The sequence below is a fragment of the Sagittula stellata E-37 genome (assembly GCF_039724765.1).
Lineage (GTDB): Bacteria > Pseudomonadota > Alphaproteobacteria > Rhodobacterales > Rhodobacteraceae > Sagittula > Sagittula stellata.
On sequence record NZ_CP155730.1, the window covers coordinates 329,800 to 347,773 of the forward strand.

At 60.9% G+C, this 17,974-nt stretch carries 18 protein-coding genes and 3 pseudogenes; 3 read left to right on the forward strand and 18 right to left on the reverse strand.

Going from position 1 to position 17,974, the window contains the following annotated elements; genetic code table 11:
• Window positions 1-188 precede the first annotated feature (188 nt).
• A pseudogene (locus ABFK29_RS23025) lies at window positions 189-1,291 on the reverse strand (IS3 family transposase).
• A 97-nt stretch (window positions 1,292-1,388) separates the two neighbouring features.
• Between ABFK29_RS23025 and ABFK29_RS23030 the strand changes: the two are divergent.
• Window positions 1,389-2,457, forward strand: a pseudogene (locus ABFK29_RS23030) (IS3 family transposase); the annotation flags it as partial.
• Entirely contained in the window at window positions 2,458-2,832 is a 375-nt protein-coding gene (locus ABFK29_RS23035; protein WP_269725298.1) for a transposase, read from the forward strand.
• 78 nt (window positions 2,833-2,910) lie between these two features.
• On the opposite strand, the gene ABFK29_RS23040 is transcribed toward ABFK29_RS23035, so the two are convergent.
• The 17 genes and pseudogenes from ABFK29_RS23040 to ABFK29_RS23120 all read right to left on the reverse strand — a co-directional run bounded on the left by ABFK29_RS23040 (window position 2,911) and on the right by ABFK29_RS23120 (window position 17,509).
• Window positions 2,911-4,035: a hypothetical protein gene (locus ABFK29_RS23040; protein ID WP_157136498.1), complete on the reverse strand. Its 1,125-nt coding sequence runs from the start codon at window positions 4,033-4,035 to the stop codon at window positions 2,911-2,913.
• Window positions 4,011-4,625 carry a hypothetical protein gene (locus tag ABFK29_RS23045; protein WP_005859641.1) on the reverse strand — a complete coding sequence of 205 codons (615 nt, stop codon included), beginning with the start codon at window positions 4,623-4,625 and terminating at the stop codon, window positions 4,011-4,013. The genes ABFK29_RS23040 and ABFK29_RS23045 overlap by 25 nt, the downstream gene beginning before the upstream one ends.
• Window positions 4,612-5,148: a hypothetical protein gene (locus tag ABFK29_RS23050; protein ID WP_157136497.1), complete on the reverse strand. Its 537-nt coding sequence runs from the start codon at window positions 5,146-5,148 to the stop codon at window positions 4,612-4,614. Before ABFK29_RS23050 ends, ABFK29_RS23045 begins: the two co-directional genes overlap by 14 nt.
• 114 nt (window positions 5,149-5,262) lie before the next feature.
• Window positions 5,263-6,092, reverse strand: a pseudogene (locus tag ABFK29_RS23055) (IS5 family transposase).
• A gap of 186 nt (window positions 6,093-6,278) precedes the next feature.
• The gene (locus ABFK29_RS23060) at window positions 6,279-7,304 is read right to left on the reverse strand and encodes a type IV secretion system protein (protein WP_040604628.1); all 1,026 of its coding nucleotides are present in this window, start codon (window positions 7,302-7,304) and stop codon (window positions 6,279-6,281) included.
• 433 nt (window positions 7,305-7,737) lie between these two features.
• Window positions 7,738-8,733 (reverse strand): ATPase, T2SS/T4P/T4SS family, encoded by a 996-nt coding sequence (locus ABFK29_RS23065; protein WP_005859633.1) that lies wholly within the window; start codon window positions 8,731-8,733, stop codon window positions 7,738-7,740.
• Window position 8,734: 1 nt separating this feature from the next.
• Window positions 8,735-10,060 (reverse strand): TrbI/VirB10 family protein, encoded by a 1,326-nt coding sequence (locus ABFK29_RS23070; RefSeq protein WP_005859631.1) that lies wholly within the window; start codon window positions 10,058-10,060, stop codon window positions 8,735-8,737.
• Window positions 10,057-10,758, reverse strand: coding sequence for a TrbG/VirB9 family P-type conjugative transfer protein (locus ABFK29_RS23075; RefSeq protein ID WP_005859629.1), 702 nt, complete (start codon window positions 10,756-10,758; stop codon window positions 10,057-10,059). Before ABFK29_RS23075 ends, ABFK29_RS23070 begins: the two co-directional genes overlap by 4 nt.
• Window positions 10,755-11,402, reverse strand: coding sequence for a virB8 family protein (locus ABFK29_RS23080; protein WP_040604627.1), 648 nt, complete (start codon window positions 11,400-11,402; stop codon window positions 10,755-10,757). Before ABFK29_RS23080 ends, ABFK29_RS23075 begins: the two co-directional genes overlap by 4 nt.
• A gap of 8 nt (window positions 11,403-11,410) precedes the next feature.
• Window positions 11,411-12,226, reverse strand: a complete 816-nt coding sequence (locus tag ABFK29_RS23085; RefSeq protein WP_005859625.1) for a type IV secretion system protein — start codon at window positions 12,224-12,226, stop codon at window positions 11,411-11,413.
• A complete protein-coding gene (locus tag ABFK29_RS23090) occupies window positions 12,223-13,389 on the reverse strand; it encodes a lytic transglycosylase domain-containing protein (protein ID WP_005859624.1) in 1,167 nt (388 codons plus the stop codon). The genes ABFK29_RS23085 and ABFK29_RS23090 overlap by 4 nt, the downstream gene beginning before the upstream one ends.
• A gap of 4 nt (window positions 13,390-13,393) precedes the next feature.
• The gene (locus ABFK29_RS23095; protein WP_005859623.1) at window positions 13,394-13,597 is read right to left on the reverse strand and encodes a hypothetical protein; all 204 of its coding nucleotides are present in this window, start codon (window positions 13,595-13,597) and stop codon (window positions 13,394-13,396) included.
• Window positions 13,594-15,978, reverse strand: coding sequence for a type IV secretion system DNA-binding domain-containing protein (locus ABFK29_RS23100; RefSeq protein WP_005859622.1), 2,385 nt, complete (start codon window positions 15,976-15,978; stop codon window positions 13,594-13,596). Before ABFK29_RS23100 ends, ABFK29_RS23095 begins: the two co-directional genes overlap by 4 nt.
• Complete coding sequence (locus ABFK29_RS23105) at window positions 15,968-16,246, reverse strand: type IV secretion system protein VirB3 (protein WP_005859621.1); 279 nt, start codon at window positions 16,244-16,246, stop codon at window positions 15,968-15,970. Before ABFK29_RS23105 ends, ABFK29_RS23100 begins: the two co-directional genes overlap by 11 nt.
• Window positions 16,247-16,255: 9 nt before the next feature.
• Entirely contained in the window at window positions 16,256-16,546 is a 291-nt protein-coding gene (locus tag ABFK29_RS23110) for a TrbC/VirB2 family protein (protein WP_040604626.1), read from the reverse strand.
• On the reverse strand, window positions 16,543-17,226 hold the full coding sequence (locus ABFK29_RS23115) for a lytic transglycosylase domain-containing protein (RefSeq protein ID WP_005859617.1): 684 nt from the start codon (window positions 17,224-17,226) through the stop codon (window positions 16,543-16,545). The genes ABFK29_RS23110 and ABFK29_RS23115 overlap by 4 nt, the downstream gene beginning before the upstream one ends.
• Complete coding sequence (locus ABFK29_RS23120; protein WP_010138156.1) at window positions 17,183-17,509, reverse strand: hypothetical protein; 327 nt, start codon at window positions 17,507-17,509, stop codon at window positions 17,183-17,185. Before ABFK29_RS23120 ends, ABFK29_RS23115 begins: the two co-directional genes overlap by 44 nt.
• Before the next feature lie 184 nt (window positions 17,510-17,693).
• Between ABFK29_RS23120 and ABFK29_RS23125 the strand changes: the two genes are divergently transcribed.
• Entirely contained in the window at window positions 17,694-17,972 is a 279-nt protein-coding gene (locus tag ABFK29_RS23125; protein ID WP_040604625.1) for a hypothetical protein, read from the forward strand.
• Window positions 17,973-17,974 lie beyond the last annotated feature (2 nt).

The window sequence follows — 17,974 nt, forward strand, 5'->3', positions numbered from 1 at the left end:
GAAAAAGCAAGGCAAGAATAGGGCAAAACACTTAATGCGAGGTAAGCGGTGCGCTGTTGATTTCCACCCAGAACTGAATAGCCCCTGACCTGCCCCCCGCGAAATCCCTCACCGTGATGTAGAGTTTGCGCCAGCTTGGTCCGACCCCGAACCTTCTACCGCCCTTGGCGAGAGTTTTCCGGCTTTGATCAGGGTAACAGGCTGGTGATGTCCCCTGATTTCGTCAGCGTGATCGGGGTCTTGTTGCCGATCGCGCCATGTGGCCGTTCCTCGTTTTAGTATCTACGCCAAGCCTCCAACTTTTCGGCCGCATCTGCAAGCGTCAGGAACCAAGGGGCGTTCAGGCACTCGGCACGGAACCGGCCATTGAACGCTTCAATGAAAGCATTGTCTGTTGGCTTTCCCGGCCGTGAGAAGTCGAGCGTGACACCGCGCTGATAGGCCCAGAGGTCCATGTCGCGGGAGATGAACTCGCTGCCCTGATCGACCCGGATCGTCTTGGGATAGCCCGATCTGCGGCACACCCGGTCCAGTGTCGCCACGACATCCTCGCCGCGATAGCTGAACCGCGCGTCGAGCACCGGAACGTATCGCGAGAACGTGTCCACGACCGTCAAGACCCGAAGCTTCCTGCCCGTCGCCAGCTGGTCATGGACAAAATCCATCGCCCAGACATCGTTCGGCCCGACGGCTTCGGCACGGTCATCGCGCAGCTTGGCCTTCACCCGCCGCTTCGGCGTCTTGTTCCTGAGCTGCATGCCCAACTCCCTGTAAATGCGATAGACTTTCTTGATGTTGATACCCCAGCCCTCGCGGTCCAAGAGCACATGAACCCGGCGATAGCCGTAGCGCACACGTGTCTCGCAGATCTCCTTGATCCGCTTTTCCACGGCAGCCTGATCGACGCGGCGGGATTTGTAGTGGAACGTCGAGCGATCAAATCCGATGGCGCCACACGCCGTCCGGATCGAGACCGCCCAATCGCTGCACATCCCGCGCACCAGTTCGCGCATCCGACCAGGCTTCAGATCTTTCGCCGGATGACATCCTGCAACATCTCACGGTCCAGCGTCAGATCGGCCACGATCTTCTTCAGCCGGCCGTTCTCATCCTCGAGCTGCTTCAACCGCTTCATCTCCGTCGGCAACAGACCCGCATACTTCTTCTTCCAGTTGAAGTAGGTGGCCTGGCTGATGCCCGCCTTGCGGCAGATCTCCGCAACCGGCGTGCCCTCTTCGCCCTGCTTGATGATGAACGCCTTCTGCGCGTCCGAAAACTTCGATGCCTTCATCTGATTCCGCTCCTCTCCCAGCCGGGAAATCATAGCGGAAAACTCCACCTTCAAACGGCCCAGAATACGGGGATCAGATCAAACGAGGAGACGGATTATGAAGCGATCGAGGTTCAGCGAGGAGCAGATCATCGCGATGCTGAAGGAGCAGGAGGCCGGCATGGCGACGGCCGATGTCTGCCGCAAGCACGGGGTGAGTTCTGCGACCTTCTACAAATACAAGGCGAAGTATGGCGGGCTCGAGGTGTCGGATGCGCGACGGCTGAGGGCGCTCGAGGACGAGAACGGCAAGCCCAAGAAGCTGCTGGCCGAGGCCATGCTGGACAACGCGATCCTGAAGGATGTCGCGGCAAAAAAATGGTAGCGCCCGGTGTCAAGCGGGAAGCGGTGGCCCACGTCGTTGCGACACACGGGGTGAGCCAGCGCCGGGCGTGCCAGGCCCTGGCCGTGGATCGGTCGAGCGTGCGCTATCGCAGCGTCCGCCCTGACGATGCCGGGGCAAGGACAGCGATGAAGGCCGTGGCGGCAGAGCGACGGCGCTTCGGCTACCGCCGCATCCACATCTGCTTGAGCGGCAGTGGATCGTGATGAACCTCAAGAAGCTGCGGCGGCTCTATCGGGAGGAGAAGCTCCAGGTGCGTCGCAGGGGCGGCCGGAAGCGGGCCCTCGGCACGCGTCGGCCGATGCTGCTGCCAGATGCGCCGAACATCCGCTGGAGCCTCGACTTCGTCAGCGACGCGCTGACGGACGGACGCCGGTTCCGGGTGCTGGCCGTGGTCGACGACTACAGCCGCGAGTGCCTGGCGCTGGTGGCGGACACGTCGCTGTCGGGACATCGCGTCGCCCGGGAGCTCGACGCCGTGATCGCCCGGCGGGGGCGCCCTGCCATGGTGGTCAGCGACAACGACACGGAGCTGACCTCGATGGCGATCCTGTCGTGGTGCCAGCGCACCGGCGTCGAATGGCACTACATCGCGCCGGGCAAGCCGATGCAAAACGGCTTCGTCGAGAGCTTCAACGGGCGCTTCCGGGACGAGCTGTTGAAAGAGACACTGTTCTCGACCCTCGGCGAGGCCCGGCAGCAAATCCGTGCCTGGCAGGACGACTACACCCACCACCGCCCGCATTCCGGCCTCGGGAACATGACCCCGGCTGAGTTCATGGCAATGAGGGGCTGGAAATGCGCGCCGCGTAGTCCCAGAAATCAACCCGCGGATTCTCCGATTGGCCGGAGGAGAGGCGGGTGTCAGGTCAGTGAGCAGGCCGCCGCGCTGGCGGGTCTGGCTCCGATCGCACATGACAGTGGCGCCATGCGCGGCAAGCGCGCCATCGGAGGCGGCCGCCGACTGTTACGACACGTGATGTTCCAGGCGGCGCTCGTCGCCAGCCATCACAACCCGCTCCTGAAAATCTTCGCCGACCGTCTTCGTGCCGCCGGAAAACCACACAAGGTTGTCATCACAGCAGTCGCCCGCAAACTCGTCACAATCGCAAACGCGATTGGCAAATCTCGTCTCAAATGGTCCCATCAGGCCGCATGAGAAATACATTTGCTAGGCACGGCAGATTACGCAATTCGGGCTAGGCGGCTACCGTTGGCTGAGGCAGGATTGGCTCCCTTAACGTCGGTCGAACTCTCCAATGCCAGCCTTTTCTGGGAGCAATTGGACTGCAGCAACGTCTCCCGAAATGGTGGAAGATCGGGAGTAAGGCTTCCATGGGGCTTCCCAATCGGGCTGGAAACCTTCCTCCATCGCCGACCTGAGCTGTGCGAAACTGGGTGCAGAGTTTTCCCTCAGGGCCTTGATTAGCAAAGCTCCTAGCCTGCCCATGCTTTGTCCCTCCTGTGTGGGCGACAGGAACTTTGGTATCGGAATGTCTGTTGTAAGAGTGCCGGGTTTGGCAGCATAAAAAACTAAGCCATCAGACACGATGTCGTCCCACATACCGCGCACGATGCCGCTAAAGAATGCGGCATCGACTACGATGTCCTGTTCAATAGTGGCGTAACAATTGTCGAATAAAATAACAAAAGGCACCGGAGGGTTGCCCTCTGGCGGGAAGCCTATTTGCTCGCGCGATTGCTCCTCTCTCTGCATCAACTCCTGCGCACGCATCGCGGTTTCTAACCCGGATAGTGGTCGCGTTAGATCGGGCATGATCTGCGAGGGTAGGAAATCGTCCATATACCGCATACTATCATGAGTCCGGTAATTCACCGCTGCCGAAAGGATGTCTCCGTTCCAGATTGTTTTTTGCACCAAAGCACTTACGCCCAACTGGCTGCGTTCTCTAGGGTTGACCACGGCATCGCCGGGCTGGACAAACAGTATATCGAATTGGGGGTCGCCGTAGGCGTGGCCCATAATATATACCAGCAAACGGGGGGATTGAGCGTTATCGGCACGCATACGTTTTTTGATATCGATAAGTGCATTTATGATATCTTCGCGTGTCACGACGTGGCCAGATTTGCCTTCCGAAAGCCGAGAAGTCAGCACGATCCCATAAGACGCACCGCTGGCGATCAACTCTTCCGCAACCATTTGGGCTGAAATTTCCGCCGAACGCAACTCTATAAGATCATCGTTACCCTTGACATACTCGCCGATACCGATCGACAGGAAGTACAATCCGCTTGCCTCAATCTCGGGAGAGGGGCGGTTTTGCGCCAGCGAAGGCCCAGCAAGAAGGGCGACACAGACGGCGAGACCACGGATCAGTCGGGCAGTAATGCAAAACAATGCGAAACCTCCATCGCGAAAGACTTTTTGACTAACCACGCCCTAAAACCAATTCTCTGGTCGACATGGTGTTTGATCTGAGCTTCCAGCGCAGCCAAGTCCTGTATAATGGCTGCAAAGGGTGTTAGCATAAGAGGCACGCCTTCATCCAGTATTCGGCGCGGAGGCTTCGCTCCGACTGCAAAATCCTTTAGATCCCTTTCGACTTGGTCTAGGCATGGATCGAAATCAACCAACTGATTTGGCACCATGTAGCGCAACTCTTCATAGATCTCGTATTGTCTTCTCTGATCCGAGCTAGGTCGTTCTCTCAGCGGCGTTTGAGAAGCGCTCTGTGAAACTTCAATTTTGTACACGGAATCTCGGGCTTTCTTCAGCAAAACCAGCGTGCCACTCATTTCGTAGCGAACCTGTGCACGATGATCGAGATAGAAGGTGAACAATGTAAGCAGAAGCCCGCCAATGCTGACCAGCAAACCGGCGTCACGCAAGAGTCCAAGAATCCAAGTCGGTCTTTTGCGCCAAATCTGTCTACACAGACCGAGCACCGTTTCGCCTTCGAATCCCGTATCTGGCTCATTCTCCGCCATCGGGAACCCATCTGTGAATGGTTCGGTACCGCCCCGTTGAAAGGTTCGGCACATCCGTCATTAGTATCATAACGCATGCACTGATGACATTCGGGTCTTTCACGAAACGGGCCGAGTACACCCGACTCTGGTTTCCAGCACTGATATGAAGTTCCGGCAAGTTTTCTGCCAGTGACCAGGATAGAACAGCCGTCTTTCCCAGATGGGCTCTGCATCTGGCAAGGTTAGTCGCGGCCAGGGTCATGTCATGACCAACCAACACCTGTTCGACCACACCACCATCGAGGAAACGAATGTTAGTTGCAAGACATTCCGTCGGAACCGGCTGCGACGGAGTTGGGGCCAAGATGGTTTGGGCATATTGAAGACTCCAATAACCCCTTTCCCCACAGGGTGGTGATACGTAACAAACTTTCGAATCTCCAAAACAAATGTCTTCTTGGGCGAAAGCCGCACCATAGAGCAATAGTGTGCAGCTAAAGAGGATGAAATAGATCACCTTTTTTTCGGTCCAGCAAGCCATACTACCTAGTCTCCTTAAAATTGGGACTGTCCGCATCGAGCATATCTGATTGATCATTAGTATATTTTAAGCCATTGGTCCATTGGAACGGTGCTTCCTGGCGTGGACGTTAGGTCATTTTGACAAATGACGCATCCAAAGACGGATCGATGTGATGTCGATGAAGCCGAGGTAGCTTTCCGCAGTTTCATCGTATCGGGTAGCGACCCTGCGAGCGTTCTTTAGCTTGTTGAAGCAGCGCTCGACAAGGTTGCGCCGCCGGTAGAGTAATCGGTCCACGCCGACGCGCTTTTTGCGGGACTTGCGCATCGGAATGACCGGCAGGACATCCCGTTTTTCCATGGTTTCCCGAATGCTGTCAGCATCATTGCCCCGATCAGCGAGCCGGACGCTCGGTTTGGGCAGGTTATCGGCCATGACCAAATCAAAGCCGAGGTAGTTGGACGTCTGACCGGGAGTGATCTCGGTCCTCATGGGCAGCCCTGCAGCATTGACGAGGAGGTGGATCTTGGTCTTGAAACCACCGCGAGAACGGCCGAAACCATGTTGTGGTGTCCCCCTTTAGCGCCCGCAGCCTCCCGCTCGGCACATTGCTGACGCAATGCCCTGCCGGGCCGTGGATGATTGGCGCGAATAACCGTGCTGTCGATCATTTGCAGGGCGTCTGGCACGGCCTCACTCTGGTTCAGGGCTTCCATGATCTACTCCCAGAGCCCAGCCAGCGTCTAGCGCCGGAACTCGCGGTAAACGCTCGACCACTTGCCGAACTCCTCGGGCAGGTCACGCCACGGCGCGCCTGTACGAGCGATCCAGAAAACCCCATCCAGAACAAGGCGGTGATTAGTAGGTTTGCGCCCGTTAGGCGCGCGGACGGCCGGGATGTATCGCTCAAAGAACGCCCATTCCTCATCCGACATCAGGTCTCGTGCCAAGCTGGTCTCCATCGCAGATACCAGCTTGAATCACGCCCAAAAGCGACTGTGAATCCCTTTTGTCAACACGGCCTAGGAGCCTTCAACGCGTTGCCGAGCGGCTCGGGCGCGCCGCTTCTCGGCCGGGCCGCGCAGATAGGCTCAGGTCTGCTTTGTGAGCATTGCCGAAGGCTGTGGCGAAAGTCAGCTCATCGACGTCTATCCTCTCAGCCGTTTAGCCCGCTCCGCAATCCTGACTACCTGCGCGCTGGCGATCAGTGCAGCGGTCCGTACGACTGCAGGTGCCTGCACCGCACCTCGCCCGATCGCTTCGCCTGTCGTGAGCGCACCGATCCGTGATCTGCCCTTGACGCCGTTCGTATTGAAGATCCCCCGCATGATACCGGCCGAGCCAGAGACCACAGCGGGTGCCGCAGCCACCATCAGGTTTCCGGAGATCCCCCGCACGATCAGGGGCGTTGCCGCGACGAAGCCCTTGGCGAGGAACACCATGACGAAGAACGGCACCAGCGATCCGATGTTGGTTGCCGAGTTCGGATCACCGAGTTGGGCGAGCAGAGAATTCGCCATGCCGACGACGGTCGAGAACATGGCTGCGATGACGATGGGGTAGAAGGCATAGCTGACCGTCGTCGAGACCCACCTATGGAAGAAGTCCTTGGTTGCATCGAAGAGCGACAGTGCGATCATGATCGGAGCGAGACCAAGCATGAGGGTCAGCATCATCTTGGCGAATATGAGCACGATGCCGGTCATGAAGCCAAGAAGGCTCAACAGAACGAGCCCTATGCCGCCCAAGATCGCACCTGTCATCCAGTTCAGGTTGCTGCCGATGGCGTTCAAGTATTGGCTGAACTCTGAAATGAGATCATCGAACTCGGCCGCGAAGTATGTGGCCCCCGCCCCTCCGCCGCCGACCGAGGAAATCAGGGCTCCAGCGACATAGTCGAGCCCGCCGATGATGGCATTCGCGACCGCGTTGAAGTTGGCCCAGTTGAAGGCGAAGAGCCCTATCAACATCAGCTTTATCAGGTACCAGAAGAAGCTGGCCCCATCCATGCTGCGGAACTGGAATGCCATGTTGATGCAGACGCCGATCAGCGAAAGCGTGACCATCAGCAGGACGATCGTGCCGACATTGCCTGCCACAGCCCCGAACTGGGATTCGGCCGCATCGACAAGGAACGCGTCTGCGGTTCCGACCATCCAACTGACGACACCCACTACCAGGACCCTTGCGCTTCGCAGATATCCTGCACTTCACGGGCGATCTGGTTTTGTTGGTCCCTGAGGGCTAACCGAGCTTGAGTATGTTCCACCTGAGTACTTGTCGCAAAACGTGCTTCATATTCCGCTGAGGCAGCATCCCATGGTGGGAAGCGGATTTCACAGCCACAATCGCCTGATGACTTGATCCTGCCAAGAACGCAATTCATAGAGCCGCATCATGGTTCGAGCCTTGTAGGCGTCCCGCGGATTGATTTCGTCCATCCAAGTCGGTCGCGCCGGACGATCGTTGCAGATCCGGTATTGTTGAGGCGACATATCGACTGTGAGATCGTTTGAAACCTGAGGCGAAGTCTGCGCCACAAGGGGGCCCGCCAAGGCGGCAAGCATGAGTGCGAGAATTGGTTTTCGCATCTGGGGGGTTCCTTTTTTACTCAGCGGCAACGGAGGGGCTCTTGTTGCCTCTGCCGTCGACCGTGTCGAGGTTCAAATCTGTGGTTTGACCCGGGAGGAAGAACTCGGTGATTCCGCGCGCGCCTTCATGGCGGCCTGCCTGAATGATCACGTCGATCGAGCCTTCGATGTAATCGATCATGTCGGCGTAGTTCATCGGCACATCCGTTTTCAGGGCGGCGATGGCGAGGCGGCGAACAGCAAGTTGTGGGGTCTCGGCATGCAGCGTGGTCAGCGATCCACCGTGGCCGGTGTTGATTGCCTCGAGAAACGTCATCGCCTCGCGCCCGCGGACTTCGCCTAGGACGATCCGGTCAGGTCGCATGCGAAGCGTTGAGGCCAAGAGCACATCGGCACTGCGGGCATCGGTGTCCCGGTCCGCGATCAACGTCACAACATTGGGCTGCTCGGGGCGCAGCTCGGCCGCCTCCTCGATGGTGATGATCCGCTCTTCGGGTGGGATCAGCGAAAGGATCTTGCGCGCCGCGACCGTATTGCCGGTCGAGGTGCCGCCGGAGACGATCATGTTGAGCTTGTTCTCGACGCAAAACCGCAGCGCGGCGTTCCGTTCCCGGCGCAGACCCTCAAGGCTGCATTCCTCGCCGAAAAGGAATCCGAGTTTGATCTTCTCAAGCGGCAGGGAGGAAAAGAACCTAAGAGAAATCGAGAAACCGCCCTCGACTGCCGGCGGCTGGATCACCTGCGCGCGGATCGGGCGATCACGATATAGGATCGAGACCGAGACGATGGGCTTCTTGATGCTGAGCGTGGTCGAGGCGGCGGAGGCGATCTGGTTGCCGAGGTCCTTGATCTCAGTCGGGCTCAGCGGGCTGCCGAGACCTCGCATGAAGTGATCGCCCTGGAATTCGCCCCAGACTTGTCCGTCGGGATTGATGCAGATCTCGATCGTGTCTTCGCGCAGGACCTCGGCGCCGAAACGGTCGAGCGACGCTTCCAGATAACTTGCAGCCATGTCAGAAAATCTCGAGGTCACGATCAACCATGACGGTGATCCGCGTACCCTGATCGACATGTATCACCGGCCGGATCGCCAGATAGTCCTGCATCACGCTTTGCGTACTATCGCGCAGGTCCGTGCCGACATCGCTCGCAACATCGGCCGCCGCTTCGCTGTCGATTTGGCCCGCTGCAGCCGCAGGCAGGGCGCCGATCAAGGAGATCAGCGCGGCCGAGCCGAAGCGCTGCGCGAAACGCGTGTCGACAAAGCCGGTTGTGCCGGTGCGGCCCAACTCATCCCCGCCGAAGGCACTGATTTCCACGGTCTGGTTGTCGGGCAGGATGATCCGGTCCCATGCCACCATGACGCGCGATTGGGCAAGTGCGACATCGGAGCGGTAGCGCCCGATCAGCTGCGCGCCGCGCGGGATCAGGATACGCGCTCCATCGATAGAATGGACGTCTTCCGAGACGATGGCGCGGATCGCGCCGGGCAGTGTGCTCTCGAGGGCCGTCTCTGTCACAGCCTGAATCATGGTGCCCTGAACAACCGTGTTCGATGGGTTCGCGATCACTTCGGCACGTGTCACCTGCACAGGTTGTGCGCCCGAACGAACAAAGGCTTCATCTACATTCAAACGTGCAGCTTCCAGCGCATTTTCCCCATCCGCACCCGCGCCCATCCCGGAGAACGCGATCATAGGGGACGCGATACGCTCTGCGCGGGCCTCAGCTTCTGCAGCGCGCCGCCTTTCGAGTTTGGCCAGCCGCAATTCTTCTTCACTTGGCCCCAATGAGGTCGGCTCTTCTGGTGCAAGCCGTGCAAGTTCCAAGTCCATTCGGAGCTGATCCAATTCGCGATCCCGCTCTGTCAGCTGCCGCTCGAGGGCACGCTGAGCCTCGGCGGATGCTTCCTGTAAGGTGGCAATTTGCGCCGTCAGGTCCGCAATAGCTTGCTCCGCCCCGCTGTCCGCGGCCTCGGCCGGTCTTGCGCGCAGGTCCTCGAGTTCCGCTCTCAATGTCGCAAGACTTTCCATCAGCGCGAGTTCCGACTCGCTCGGACCTGTGTCCGCAGGCGGGGCTTGGCTGGGCTGCGGGGCAGAAATCGGCGACAGATCTCCGAATCCGGGGCCGCTGCTCTGGAACTCCTCCGGCGCGGCGGTTGCCATGGGTGCTTCTGCTGACGGCTGCAGGGCAGCCCATGCCAGACCGCCTGCTGCCGCGATGCCGACGACCCCAAGGATCGCGGCAAGCGGCGCAGGCCGCTTGCTTGCCTTCGCTTTGCCTGTCGAGCCTTCGAGAGCCGCGAGGCGCGCGGCGAGGTCTTCCGTACCTTCGGTCATGATGTGGCCTGTCCTGCGTCCTGGACGCAAACCACCACTTCGCCAAGGCGAAGGACCCATTGTCGGTTGACGCCGGACACGCGGATGACGCCGTCACTTGAGGTGTGGCTGTTCACCGCGCGTTCCCTGCCGTTCGTATATCGGAAGATGGCCGGCACTGGGGCATTCCGTGCAAACCGGAAATACGTGAAGGTACCATCATCCCAGATGGCCGTCGGCGTGAACTCTTCTCGGGCACTGACCGCATAGTTCGCGTTCGGCGCATCGGCCGCAACCGCCCCGGCGAGTTGCACGCGGTTTTCAGGATAACGGAACTGCACGACATAATGCGGCGTCTCCCGGGCTTCGACGACATGGAAGTAGTAGGAGCGGCGGTTGGTGTAGACGGTGATGTTGGTGGCGACGCCAGATGCTGTCGGCTTGATGGCGAAGGCACGGCCACCAGGGACACCGTCGAATTGAAAACCGACCGTATCGCCGGCGATGATCGAGCGGATGGTTTCACCATCACCGAATTCGACTGTGGTCACGCGGGTCAGAGTCGTGACGACACGGTAAACCTGGCCTTCGGTCCAGGTCGCCACGCGCACGCGATTGTCGTGAGAACCCGGGCGGGGCGTGGTCTCGGCCAGGGCGGTCGTTCCAGCAAGCGCGAGAATGCCGGCGGCCAGAAGCGCAGAGATTGGAGTCCGAGTCATTCGGAACGGTCCGATCGGATGGCATATTGGGTGACGGTGAAACCGAAAGGGTTCTGCCAGACATCGTCGATCAAGCGGGTCCGTTCGGGCTGAAAAGCGAACATCAATGTTGCGGTGAAGGATCCGTCCTGTGCCCCTTGCGGGTTGGTCAGGCGCTTTCTGAGACGCACCTGCGCGCGGTTCTCGCCGATCAGCGTGATCGAGGCGATCTCGACGGCCATCTCGGCCGCGGGGCCATATCGCGTCGGCGGATAGCTCTCCTGCCCCGAGGTCCACATGGCACGCATGCTGGCCTCGGCCGCACCGGTGGATTGCGCCAGCACCCGGCGCACGCGCAGATCGTTGTCGAGCTGGTTATAGGTCTCGCGGTCGAGGATGTAGCGATAGATCTGCGCCTCGATGATCGCAGGCCGCTCGGTAAGCCGCACCGTCTCGACCGTGGCATTGGCCAGGGCGAGACCGGTCGCGGGATCATAGGGCACAACGACTGGCGGGGGCGTCTCGATCATCAGGACGACAGCCGCAGCGGCAAGGCAGCCGAAGATCCCGAAGCCAGCCCCGCCAAGGCCGATCATCCGCCAGAGCTGCTCCCGGCGCAGCGCGCCATGGATCAGTTCCTCCTCAACGAGTTCCCGCGCACTCATGCCTGCCGTCATGTCCGGTGCCTTGGCCATGGCCGCAGGCTCGGCAGGGTGAAGTCCATGTAGCGGCGCTCTTCGGCGACGGTGGCGGCATCCACCACGCCCGCGTTGCCCGCGCCGAGTGTCTGGATCGCTTCAAGCTCCCACATCCGGGTCATCGCGATGGCCAGTTCCGCCGTGACGCGGGTGTTGTGATCCATCGACTCCTTGAGGTCCTCGATGTCGGGGATCATCGCGACGAGCTGTTCAACACGTTCGAGCGACTGAGCGGCCTCGGCATGGCTGTTCTGGGCCGCCGCCGACATCACGGCGCCGGTTGTGGCGCGGGTGGCGACACCTTCTGCGCCGGGATTGCCGCTGGTGGCAATCTCGCGGAGTGAGTCCTCGTCAAACCCGGCACTTGCCAGCGCCTGTTCCATCTGCGTGCGCATGGGCCCGGCATTGGGCCCGATGAGAGCGCTCCAATCGCCCGCCTGGATGCCTCGGATCAGGCCGGGTATGTCTTCGAAGTTGGCCTCAATCAAGGTGTCGAGGTCCCCGCCCATGGCAAGCCCGAGGATGCTGCGCGGCCCGGTGATCGAGGCATGCATCTCGTTCAGCTGATCGAGCTGGCTTTGCAGCATGTCCAGTTGCTCCAACGCATTGTCCAGAAGATCGGTCTGGATCCCGAAATCCTGCAGCATCTGCTGAAGCTGGCGGATTTCCTGGGCAATGTTCTGGGTGTCCACCGTGGGCACACCCTGTGCCGCGGCAGGTCCGGTGACATTGAGGGCAAGCGCGAGAGCGATGCTACCGGCGAAAAGGGAACGGGGCAGGCGCAGGTTCAACGCAAATCCTCCTGACTGTAATCCATGTATTGCCGCTCGGCAGCCTGGGCGGCCGCCCAGGCGATCTGCTCGGCGCTGAGTGGCTCGGTTCGGGCGGCCTTGATCCGGGTCCGGATTGCGACCAGCCGGGCCAGTTCGGCCCGGGCATAGGTGTTGAGTGCGATGGCCTCGTGGAGATCTTCGGTCTCACCGAGGCGGGTGATGATGTCCTGAACCCGCAGGGCGGCGGCACGGACCGAGACCAGCGAATAATCGCCATAGACCCCGGCGCCATGGGCCGAGAGGCTGAAACTCGCGTTGGCGAGGAGCACAGGGTCGATGGTGCCGAGCGCATCGATGCCGCCCACGGCGGCGAGGTAGCTGTTGTACTGCTGCGGGATCACCACGACATAGTGCTGGGTTTCCGCGAAGGGCGGCACACCGCCATAATCCTGCACGTTGCCCGGACCGGCGTTATAGGCGGCGAGCGCATGGATAATGCTGCCATCGAACATGTTAAGCATGTGGACGAGGTATCGCGCACCGCCCGTGACCTGCAGATAGGGATCGTCGTAATAGGCTGGGTAGATCCCGAGATCGCCCGCTGTGCCGGGCATGATCTGGGTAAGTCCGAAGGCCCCCACGGGTGAGCGTGCCCCGATCTGGAAACGGCTTTCCTGCCAGATCAGCGCCTGCAAGAGAAAGCGCCATTGCACGAGTGAAAGACCCGCGCGGCCGACCCCGGACAGACTATGGGTGTCGCGTGCTGCGCGGATGATCAGCTCCTCAATCCCCTCCCGGGCATCGCCGAACATCCGCGCAGCCGCTGGATTGGTATCCTCGGGCGCATAGAGACTGGCGGCCGCGCTTTCGATGCCGTCCACAGTCCCCTGCCCCGCCTCGAGCCCGGCCACGGTGCCTGCGACATCGCCGGAGCCGAGGGACATGGCATCCATCAGCCCTTCGAGGGAGGCGAGTTGCTGACGCTCGATCTCGGCCAGTTCCTCCTCGCGGCTTAGCCGGTCCTGCTGCAGTGCCAGGTCCCGATCGGTCTGCTCAAGGATGGTCTGCCGCTCTGCGAAGAGGCGCAGGTCGAAGGTCGGCACGCCCTGGGCGACCGCTGGCCCCGCCGTGGGAGCTGCCAGTGCAAAGCCGATCATCGAGAGAGGAAGCCAGGTCCGCATTGGTTCAGCCGCCCGCCCCCAAGAGGACGAAATCGCAGGCCGTGTCGCGCGCCCCCATGGTCGAGATCGTGGCGGTGGCGGTTCCTGCCTGCGCAGGAGCCTCGCGAAAATTGAAGCAGTTGGCTTGCGGGGGGGTGTGCTGTGCACAGGCTGTCAGGGTCAGGCCGAGCCCGAGCAGCACGACGCTGCGAATGATGGTACGGGTCATGTCACTCTCCAGAAATCAGGACGGTCGCGATAATCGGCGCCCGCAAGCGCTTCGCCTTTCTCCATTCCGCCAAGGATGGTCACGAGCGGGCCGAGCGCGCTGAGATCGGCATCGATCACGACCGACCCGCGGTCGTCGCGGACAAGCGCGAGCCGCGAGGCGGAACCGACGCCCAGGAGCACGTCGAGTTCTTTCTCGGTCAGGCCGAGCATCGCGTAGTCAGCGGCCGAGGCGCGGATGTTGGGCAGAAGCACTTGCGTTGGCACGGCTTCCACAATGGTCTTGCCGGTCCGCGTGCGCTCAAGCTGGCTGGCATATTGCGTCATCATCACGACGACGGCGTTCTGCTTGCGGGCGGTCACCAGCCAGTTTGAGAGGCGCTCTGCGAAGTAGGCGTTGTCGAGGGCTTTCCATGCTTCGTCGATGACGATGATGGTGGGCTTGCGGTCCTCGATCACCCGCTCGACCCGGCGGAAGAGGTACGACAGGACCGCCATACGTTCCCGCTCACTCTCGGAATCGAGAATGCCGGTGAGGTCAAAGCCCGCGACGTCGCCGTCGATGCTGAAGCTGTCCTCGGCATTGGCCCCGAAGATCCAGCCGTAGCGACCCTCGGCCGTCCATTCCTGCATACGCTCGAAGAGATCGCCCTCGTCATCGGTCGAGACCAGCAGCGAGGCGAAATCCGACCAGTTCCTGAGCCCTGCATGTCCTGCGCTCGCGTTCTGACGCACGACCTCCTGCAATCGGTTGGTTTGAACCGGGGTCAGCGGTCGATCGCGCCGCTCCAAGAGGCTCGCGAGCCAATCAGCAAGCCATGCCTGGCCCCGCATGTCGATCTCGGTCTGGAGCGGATTGAGCCCCGTGGGCCGTCCGGCACGCACCGTCGAATAGCTGCCCCCTAGCGCGCGGACGGCCATTTCCATGCCGGCGCGATAGTCGAAGACGACGACCCGCGCGCCAGCGCGCCGGGCCATGGTCATCAGGAAAGCCGCCAGCACGGATTTGCCCGAGCCGGGACGGCCGAGGATCAGCGTGTGGCCTCCCGTGGGTTCGCGGTCCGGTGCGCCCTGTTCGTGGAAGTTGAAGCGAAAACCGCTGCGCTCGGGCGTCGGGAAAAGCGTGATCGGCACGCCCCAAGGGACTTCTCGACCTGTCTTGCCAAGGGGCGTGCGGTGGAAGGTGGCGAGATCGGCGAAGTTGTGGTTCGTGATCGCGGCCTTGCGGCTTCGCGCCCCTGTGTTCCCTGGATGCTGCGCCATGAAATGCGCCCTCGCCCCGAAGGCTTCCGAGATCAGGTTGATGCCGGAGGTGGCGGAGATGTTGCGGATCTCGGCCGCGATATCGTCAAGCGCCGTCTGGGTGCGGGCATAGACCGCCACGGTCATGTGGTGGTCGCCGAAGATCAGGCGTTTGGATTCCAGATCGTCCTGCGCGAGTTCCAGTTCCTGCGCGAGGCTGACGGCTCCGTCATTAGCGGCCTGCATAAGCCGCAGCTGCCGCTTGATCCGGCCCGCCATGATGTTGGCGTTGATCGGCACAAAGGAGTGGGTGACCACCATGTCGACGGGCAGATTCAACTCGTCGAGCATCAGGCCATCGGTCTTGGCGGGGTAGTTCTTCACCGCAAAGATCGCCCCGAGCTTGTCGCCCACGGCGCCGTCCGAGAGCGCGATGGTCGTGCCGCGGAAGGTGACGCGGGTATTGGCAACATCTTCGGCGATTACGCCGAGGCGCGACCGGGGGAAGAGCGGATGCTCTTCGCCTGTGTTGAGCGACCCGAGGAAGCCCAGAAGCTCGCCGGTGCTTGCGGCCAGCAGGCGGGGCTTCAGCTCATCGAAGGACGACAGGAGGAACCCGACGACCTCGTCGAGCTTACGCAAGCGGCGGGTCGTGTCCGCTGCATGTCGCGCGCGAGACGCCCCGAGACCGAAGGGCAGACGGCTGCTCGCCTCGGGACGCTTCAGCACCGTCAGGGTCAGGGTCTTGTCGCGCAGGCCAGATTGACCGAGATGCGCGCGCCAGCGCTGGTCGATGGCCGCTGCGAACCCTTCGCCGGGGATGGGCGGCAGGGTCACATCGACCGCTTTCGACACCTTGTGCAGGTAGAAGGAGAACTCGGTCCCCACCTGCGCGACGATGCCTGCCAGGAGCCCGCCGATCCGGTCGAGATGCCCGTCCTCGCTGGTGGTGCTGTTGACCCCTTCCAGCCTGATGCATTGCATCAGCTCGTTGCCGCGTGTCCGGATCGTTCGGTCGTTTACGAGGCTCACATAAGGCAGCATCATTGAGAGCCGCTTCTCGCCCTTGACCCATGAGGGTAGCGCAGTCAGCGGATCGAGCGCCTCCGCCACGTCATCGGCAAGTCCATCACGGGGCATAGCTGTCGCCTCCGTCGAGCTTGCGGTTCGTGGTCGGCGGGGTTTCCTGCAGGGTGATCACCAGGACATCGAGGAAGTTCGGATCCCAGTCCGCGGCCTTCCAGAGTGCCGGCCAGGCCAGCCCCGCGAACACAGCCACCACCCAGCTCTGTACCCAGAGGAACAGGAGCGTCGAGCCGAAGAGCCAGACCATAGCGTACATGATCGGCAAGCCCATCAGCTTGGGTGGCCTGAGAAGACCGATGAACACGCGGGACTGGTCAGCCATGGATGGAGCTCAGGTGGTCCAGATGGCGGCGACGATGGTGGGTGCTGCGGCGATGCCCGCGATTGCAACCACGACCCAGAGCGCCTGAAGGAAATCGAGGATGCCGAAGAGCCAGGAAAGGAACACGCCGATCAGCGCAAGCGTTCCGATCACGATTCCCAAGGGACCGGTGATCGCATCGACAATGCCTTGAAGCAGGGTCTGCACTGGCGAAAGGTCGATGCTCTGCGCAAGCGCTGGACCCGCCAGCACGATAAGGGCCATCGCGCCGAGCGCAACGGTCGAAGGTCTCGGTGTCATGAAAGATCTCCTCTGAGCCGCTCATACACGGCAGTCACACGGGCCACATGCCCTTGGGTTTCGCGAAAAGGGGGAATGCCGCCGTGGCGCGTGACCGCCTCCGGACCAGCGTTGTAGGCAGCAAGGGCCAGAGAGCCCTCGCCGAACTGGTCGAGCATCATCAGCAGGTAGCGGGCTGATCCGTCGAGGTTCTGCACAATGTCATGTGGGTCCACGCCGAGATCGCGGGCGGTGTCTGGCATAAGCTGCCCCAGGCCTATGGCACCGACAGGGCTACGTGCAGCCGGATTGTATGCGCTCTCGACTTCGATATTGGCCCGGTAAAGGAGCGCCCAATCAGTGACTGAAAGCCCTGCGCGACGCAGCGCACCATGCCCGGCATAGCGTAGAGCCGTGGTCTCGATGGCTTGGAGGATTTCTGGGGTGGCGCGGGCGGCAGATCGAGCCGGGATCGCTATCTCGCTCGTTGCGTCAGGAACGCGAGGTTCTGCAAAGAGAAAAAGACGCCCGTTTGCCTCTTGAGACGAGGAAATCAATTGGCCGTCGGGGCGGACCTGGAAGATGAAACCGTCGGCCAGGGCCGGGGGCGCGGAACAAACGCCTGTACCCAAAGCAACGACGAGCGCAGTTGCGCGGTCAGCTGCCTTTGACCGGAGGCGCTGCGTGGCGCTCGCGGCCACCTTCTTCAAGTGGGATGCTAGCGGTCGTACAGCCCATGTCGGCCAGGAAACTGACAAGACCAACGATGGTTTTGAAGTCGCGGAGTTTGAGGACGCTTCGGCTGGTGACGAGCATTTTATCGTCACGCCCATCAGTGGCGACGGCGCGGATGACCCACGAGCCGTACCAGCTGTTGTGGCGCTTCTCCGCTCTCTCCTTGCAGACCACCTCAATGAGGTAGCCCTCGGCGAGTAAGCCGCGCAGTCCGTCTTCGGTGACCACATTCGGTGCTTCTTCTATCATGACCTCCCCTGGGCCCTCCTCATCATGAGTATCGGTCCGCGGGGACATTTTCACACGGGCGATACAAGACAACATAATTGACTGCAAGACGATTTATTTGAGTTGACGAACCGTCTTTGGCTGCAATAGGTAGCTACCGCACGAAACCATAAATTTGAAGTGGCAAAGGAGTTTTGCCCTGCGCATGTTTTGTGCATTTCGATACGGTTTGCTTGGTCTTGTTGTGCCTCTCGCGTCGATTGGCCAAATCGCCAATGCATGTACCGCGCCGGAACGGCCCTTCCTGCCTGAGCGGCCCGAAGACATTCGAGAATATGCCGATCTGCTCCGTTCTGATTTCGAGGGCTACATCGCCGACATTCAGGAATACTTCCGCTGTCTTGATGCCGAGCGCGCCCGCGCGTTTCAGGAGGCGCGCGAGGTCAGTGAAGACTATGGAAGGCTGGTCGAGATATTGGAATGACT

What these genes read in the sequence shown, in the direction of transcription:
- ABFK29_RS23100 (WP_005859622.1), bottom strand. Translation starts at nt 15,978, where the DNA reads ATGCCCCGTGATGGACTTGCCGATGACGTGGCGGAGGCGCTCGATCCG.
- ABFK29_RS23095 (WP_005859623.1), bottom strand. Translation starts at nt 13,597, where the DNA reads ATGACCCGTACCATCATTCGCAGCGTCGTGCTGCTCGGGCTCGGCCTG.
- ABFK29_RS23105 (WP_005859621.1), bottom strand. Translation starts at nt 16,246, where the DNA reads ATGGCTGACCAGTCCCGCGTGTTCATCGGTCTTCTCAGGCCACCCAAG.
- ABFK29_RS23125 (WP_040604625.1), top strand. Translation starts at nt 17,694, where the DNA reads ATGTTTTGTGCATTTCGATACGGTTTGCTTGGTCTTGTTGTGCCTCTC.
- ABFK29_RS23065 (WP_005859633.1), bottom strand. Translation starts at nt 8,733, where the DNA reads ATGGCTGCAAGTTATCTGGAAGCGTCGCTCGACCGTTTCGGCGCCGAG.
- ABFK29_RS23090 (WP_005859624.1), bottom strand. Translation starts at nt 13,389, where the DNA reads ATGCGGACCTGGCTTCCTCTCTCGATGATCGGCTTTGCACTGGCAGCT.
- ABFK29_RS23075 (WP_005859629.1), bottom strand. Translation starts at nt 10,758, where the DNA reads ATGACTCGGACTCCAATCTCTGCGCTTCTGGCCGCCGGCATTCTCGCG.
- ABFK29_RS23035 (WP_269725298.1), top strand. Translation starts at nt 2,458, where the DNA reads ATGAGGGGCTGGAAATGCGCGCCGCGTAGTCCCAGAAATCAACCCGCG.
- ABFK29_RS23080 (WP_040604627.1), bottom strand. Translation starts at nt 11,402, where the DNA reads ATGAGTGCGCGGGAACTCGTTGAGGAGGAACTGATCCATGGCGCGCTG.
- ABFK29_RS23120 (WP_010138156.1), bottom strand. Translation starts at nt 17,509, where the DNA reads ATGATAGAAGAAGCACCGAATGTGGTCACCGAAGACGGACTGCGCGGC.
- ABFK29_RS23070 (WP_005859631.1), bottom strand. Translation starts at nt 10,060, where the DNA reads ATGACCGAAGGTACGGAAGACCTCGCCGCGCGCCTCGCGGCTCTCGAA.
- ABFK29_RS23050 (WP_157136497.1), bottom strand. Translation starts at nt 5,148, where the DNA reads ATGGCTTGCTGGACCGAAAAAAAGGTGATCTATTTCATCCTCTTTAGC.
- ABFK29_RS23110 (WP_040604626.1), bottom strand. Translation starts at nt 16,546, where the DNA reads ATGACACCGAGACCTTCGACCGTTGCGCTCGGCGCGATGGCCCTTATC.
- ABFK29_RS23045 (WP_005859641.1), bottom strand. Translation starts at nt 4,625, where the DNA reads ATGGCGGAGAATGAGCCAGATACGGGATTCGAAGGCGAAACGGTGCTC.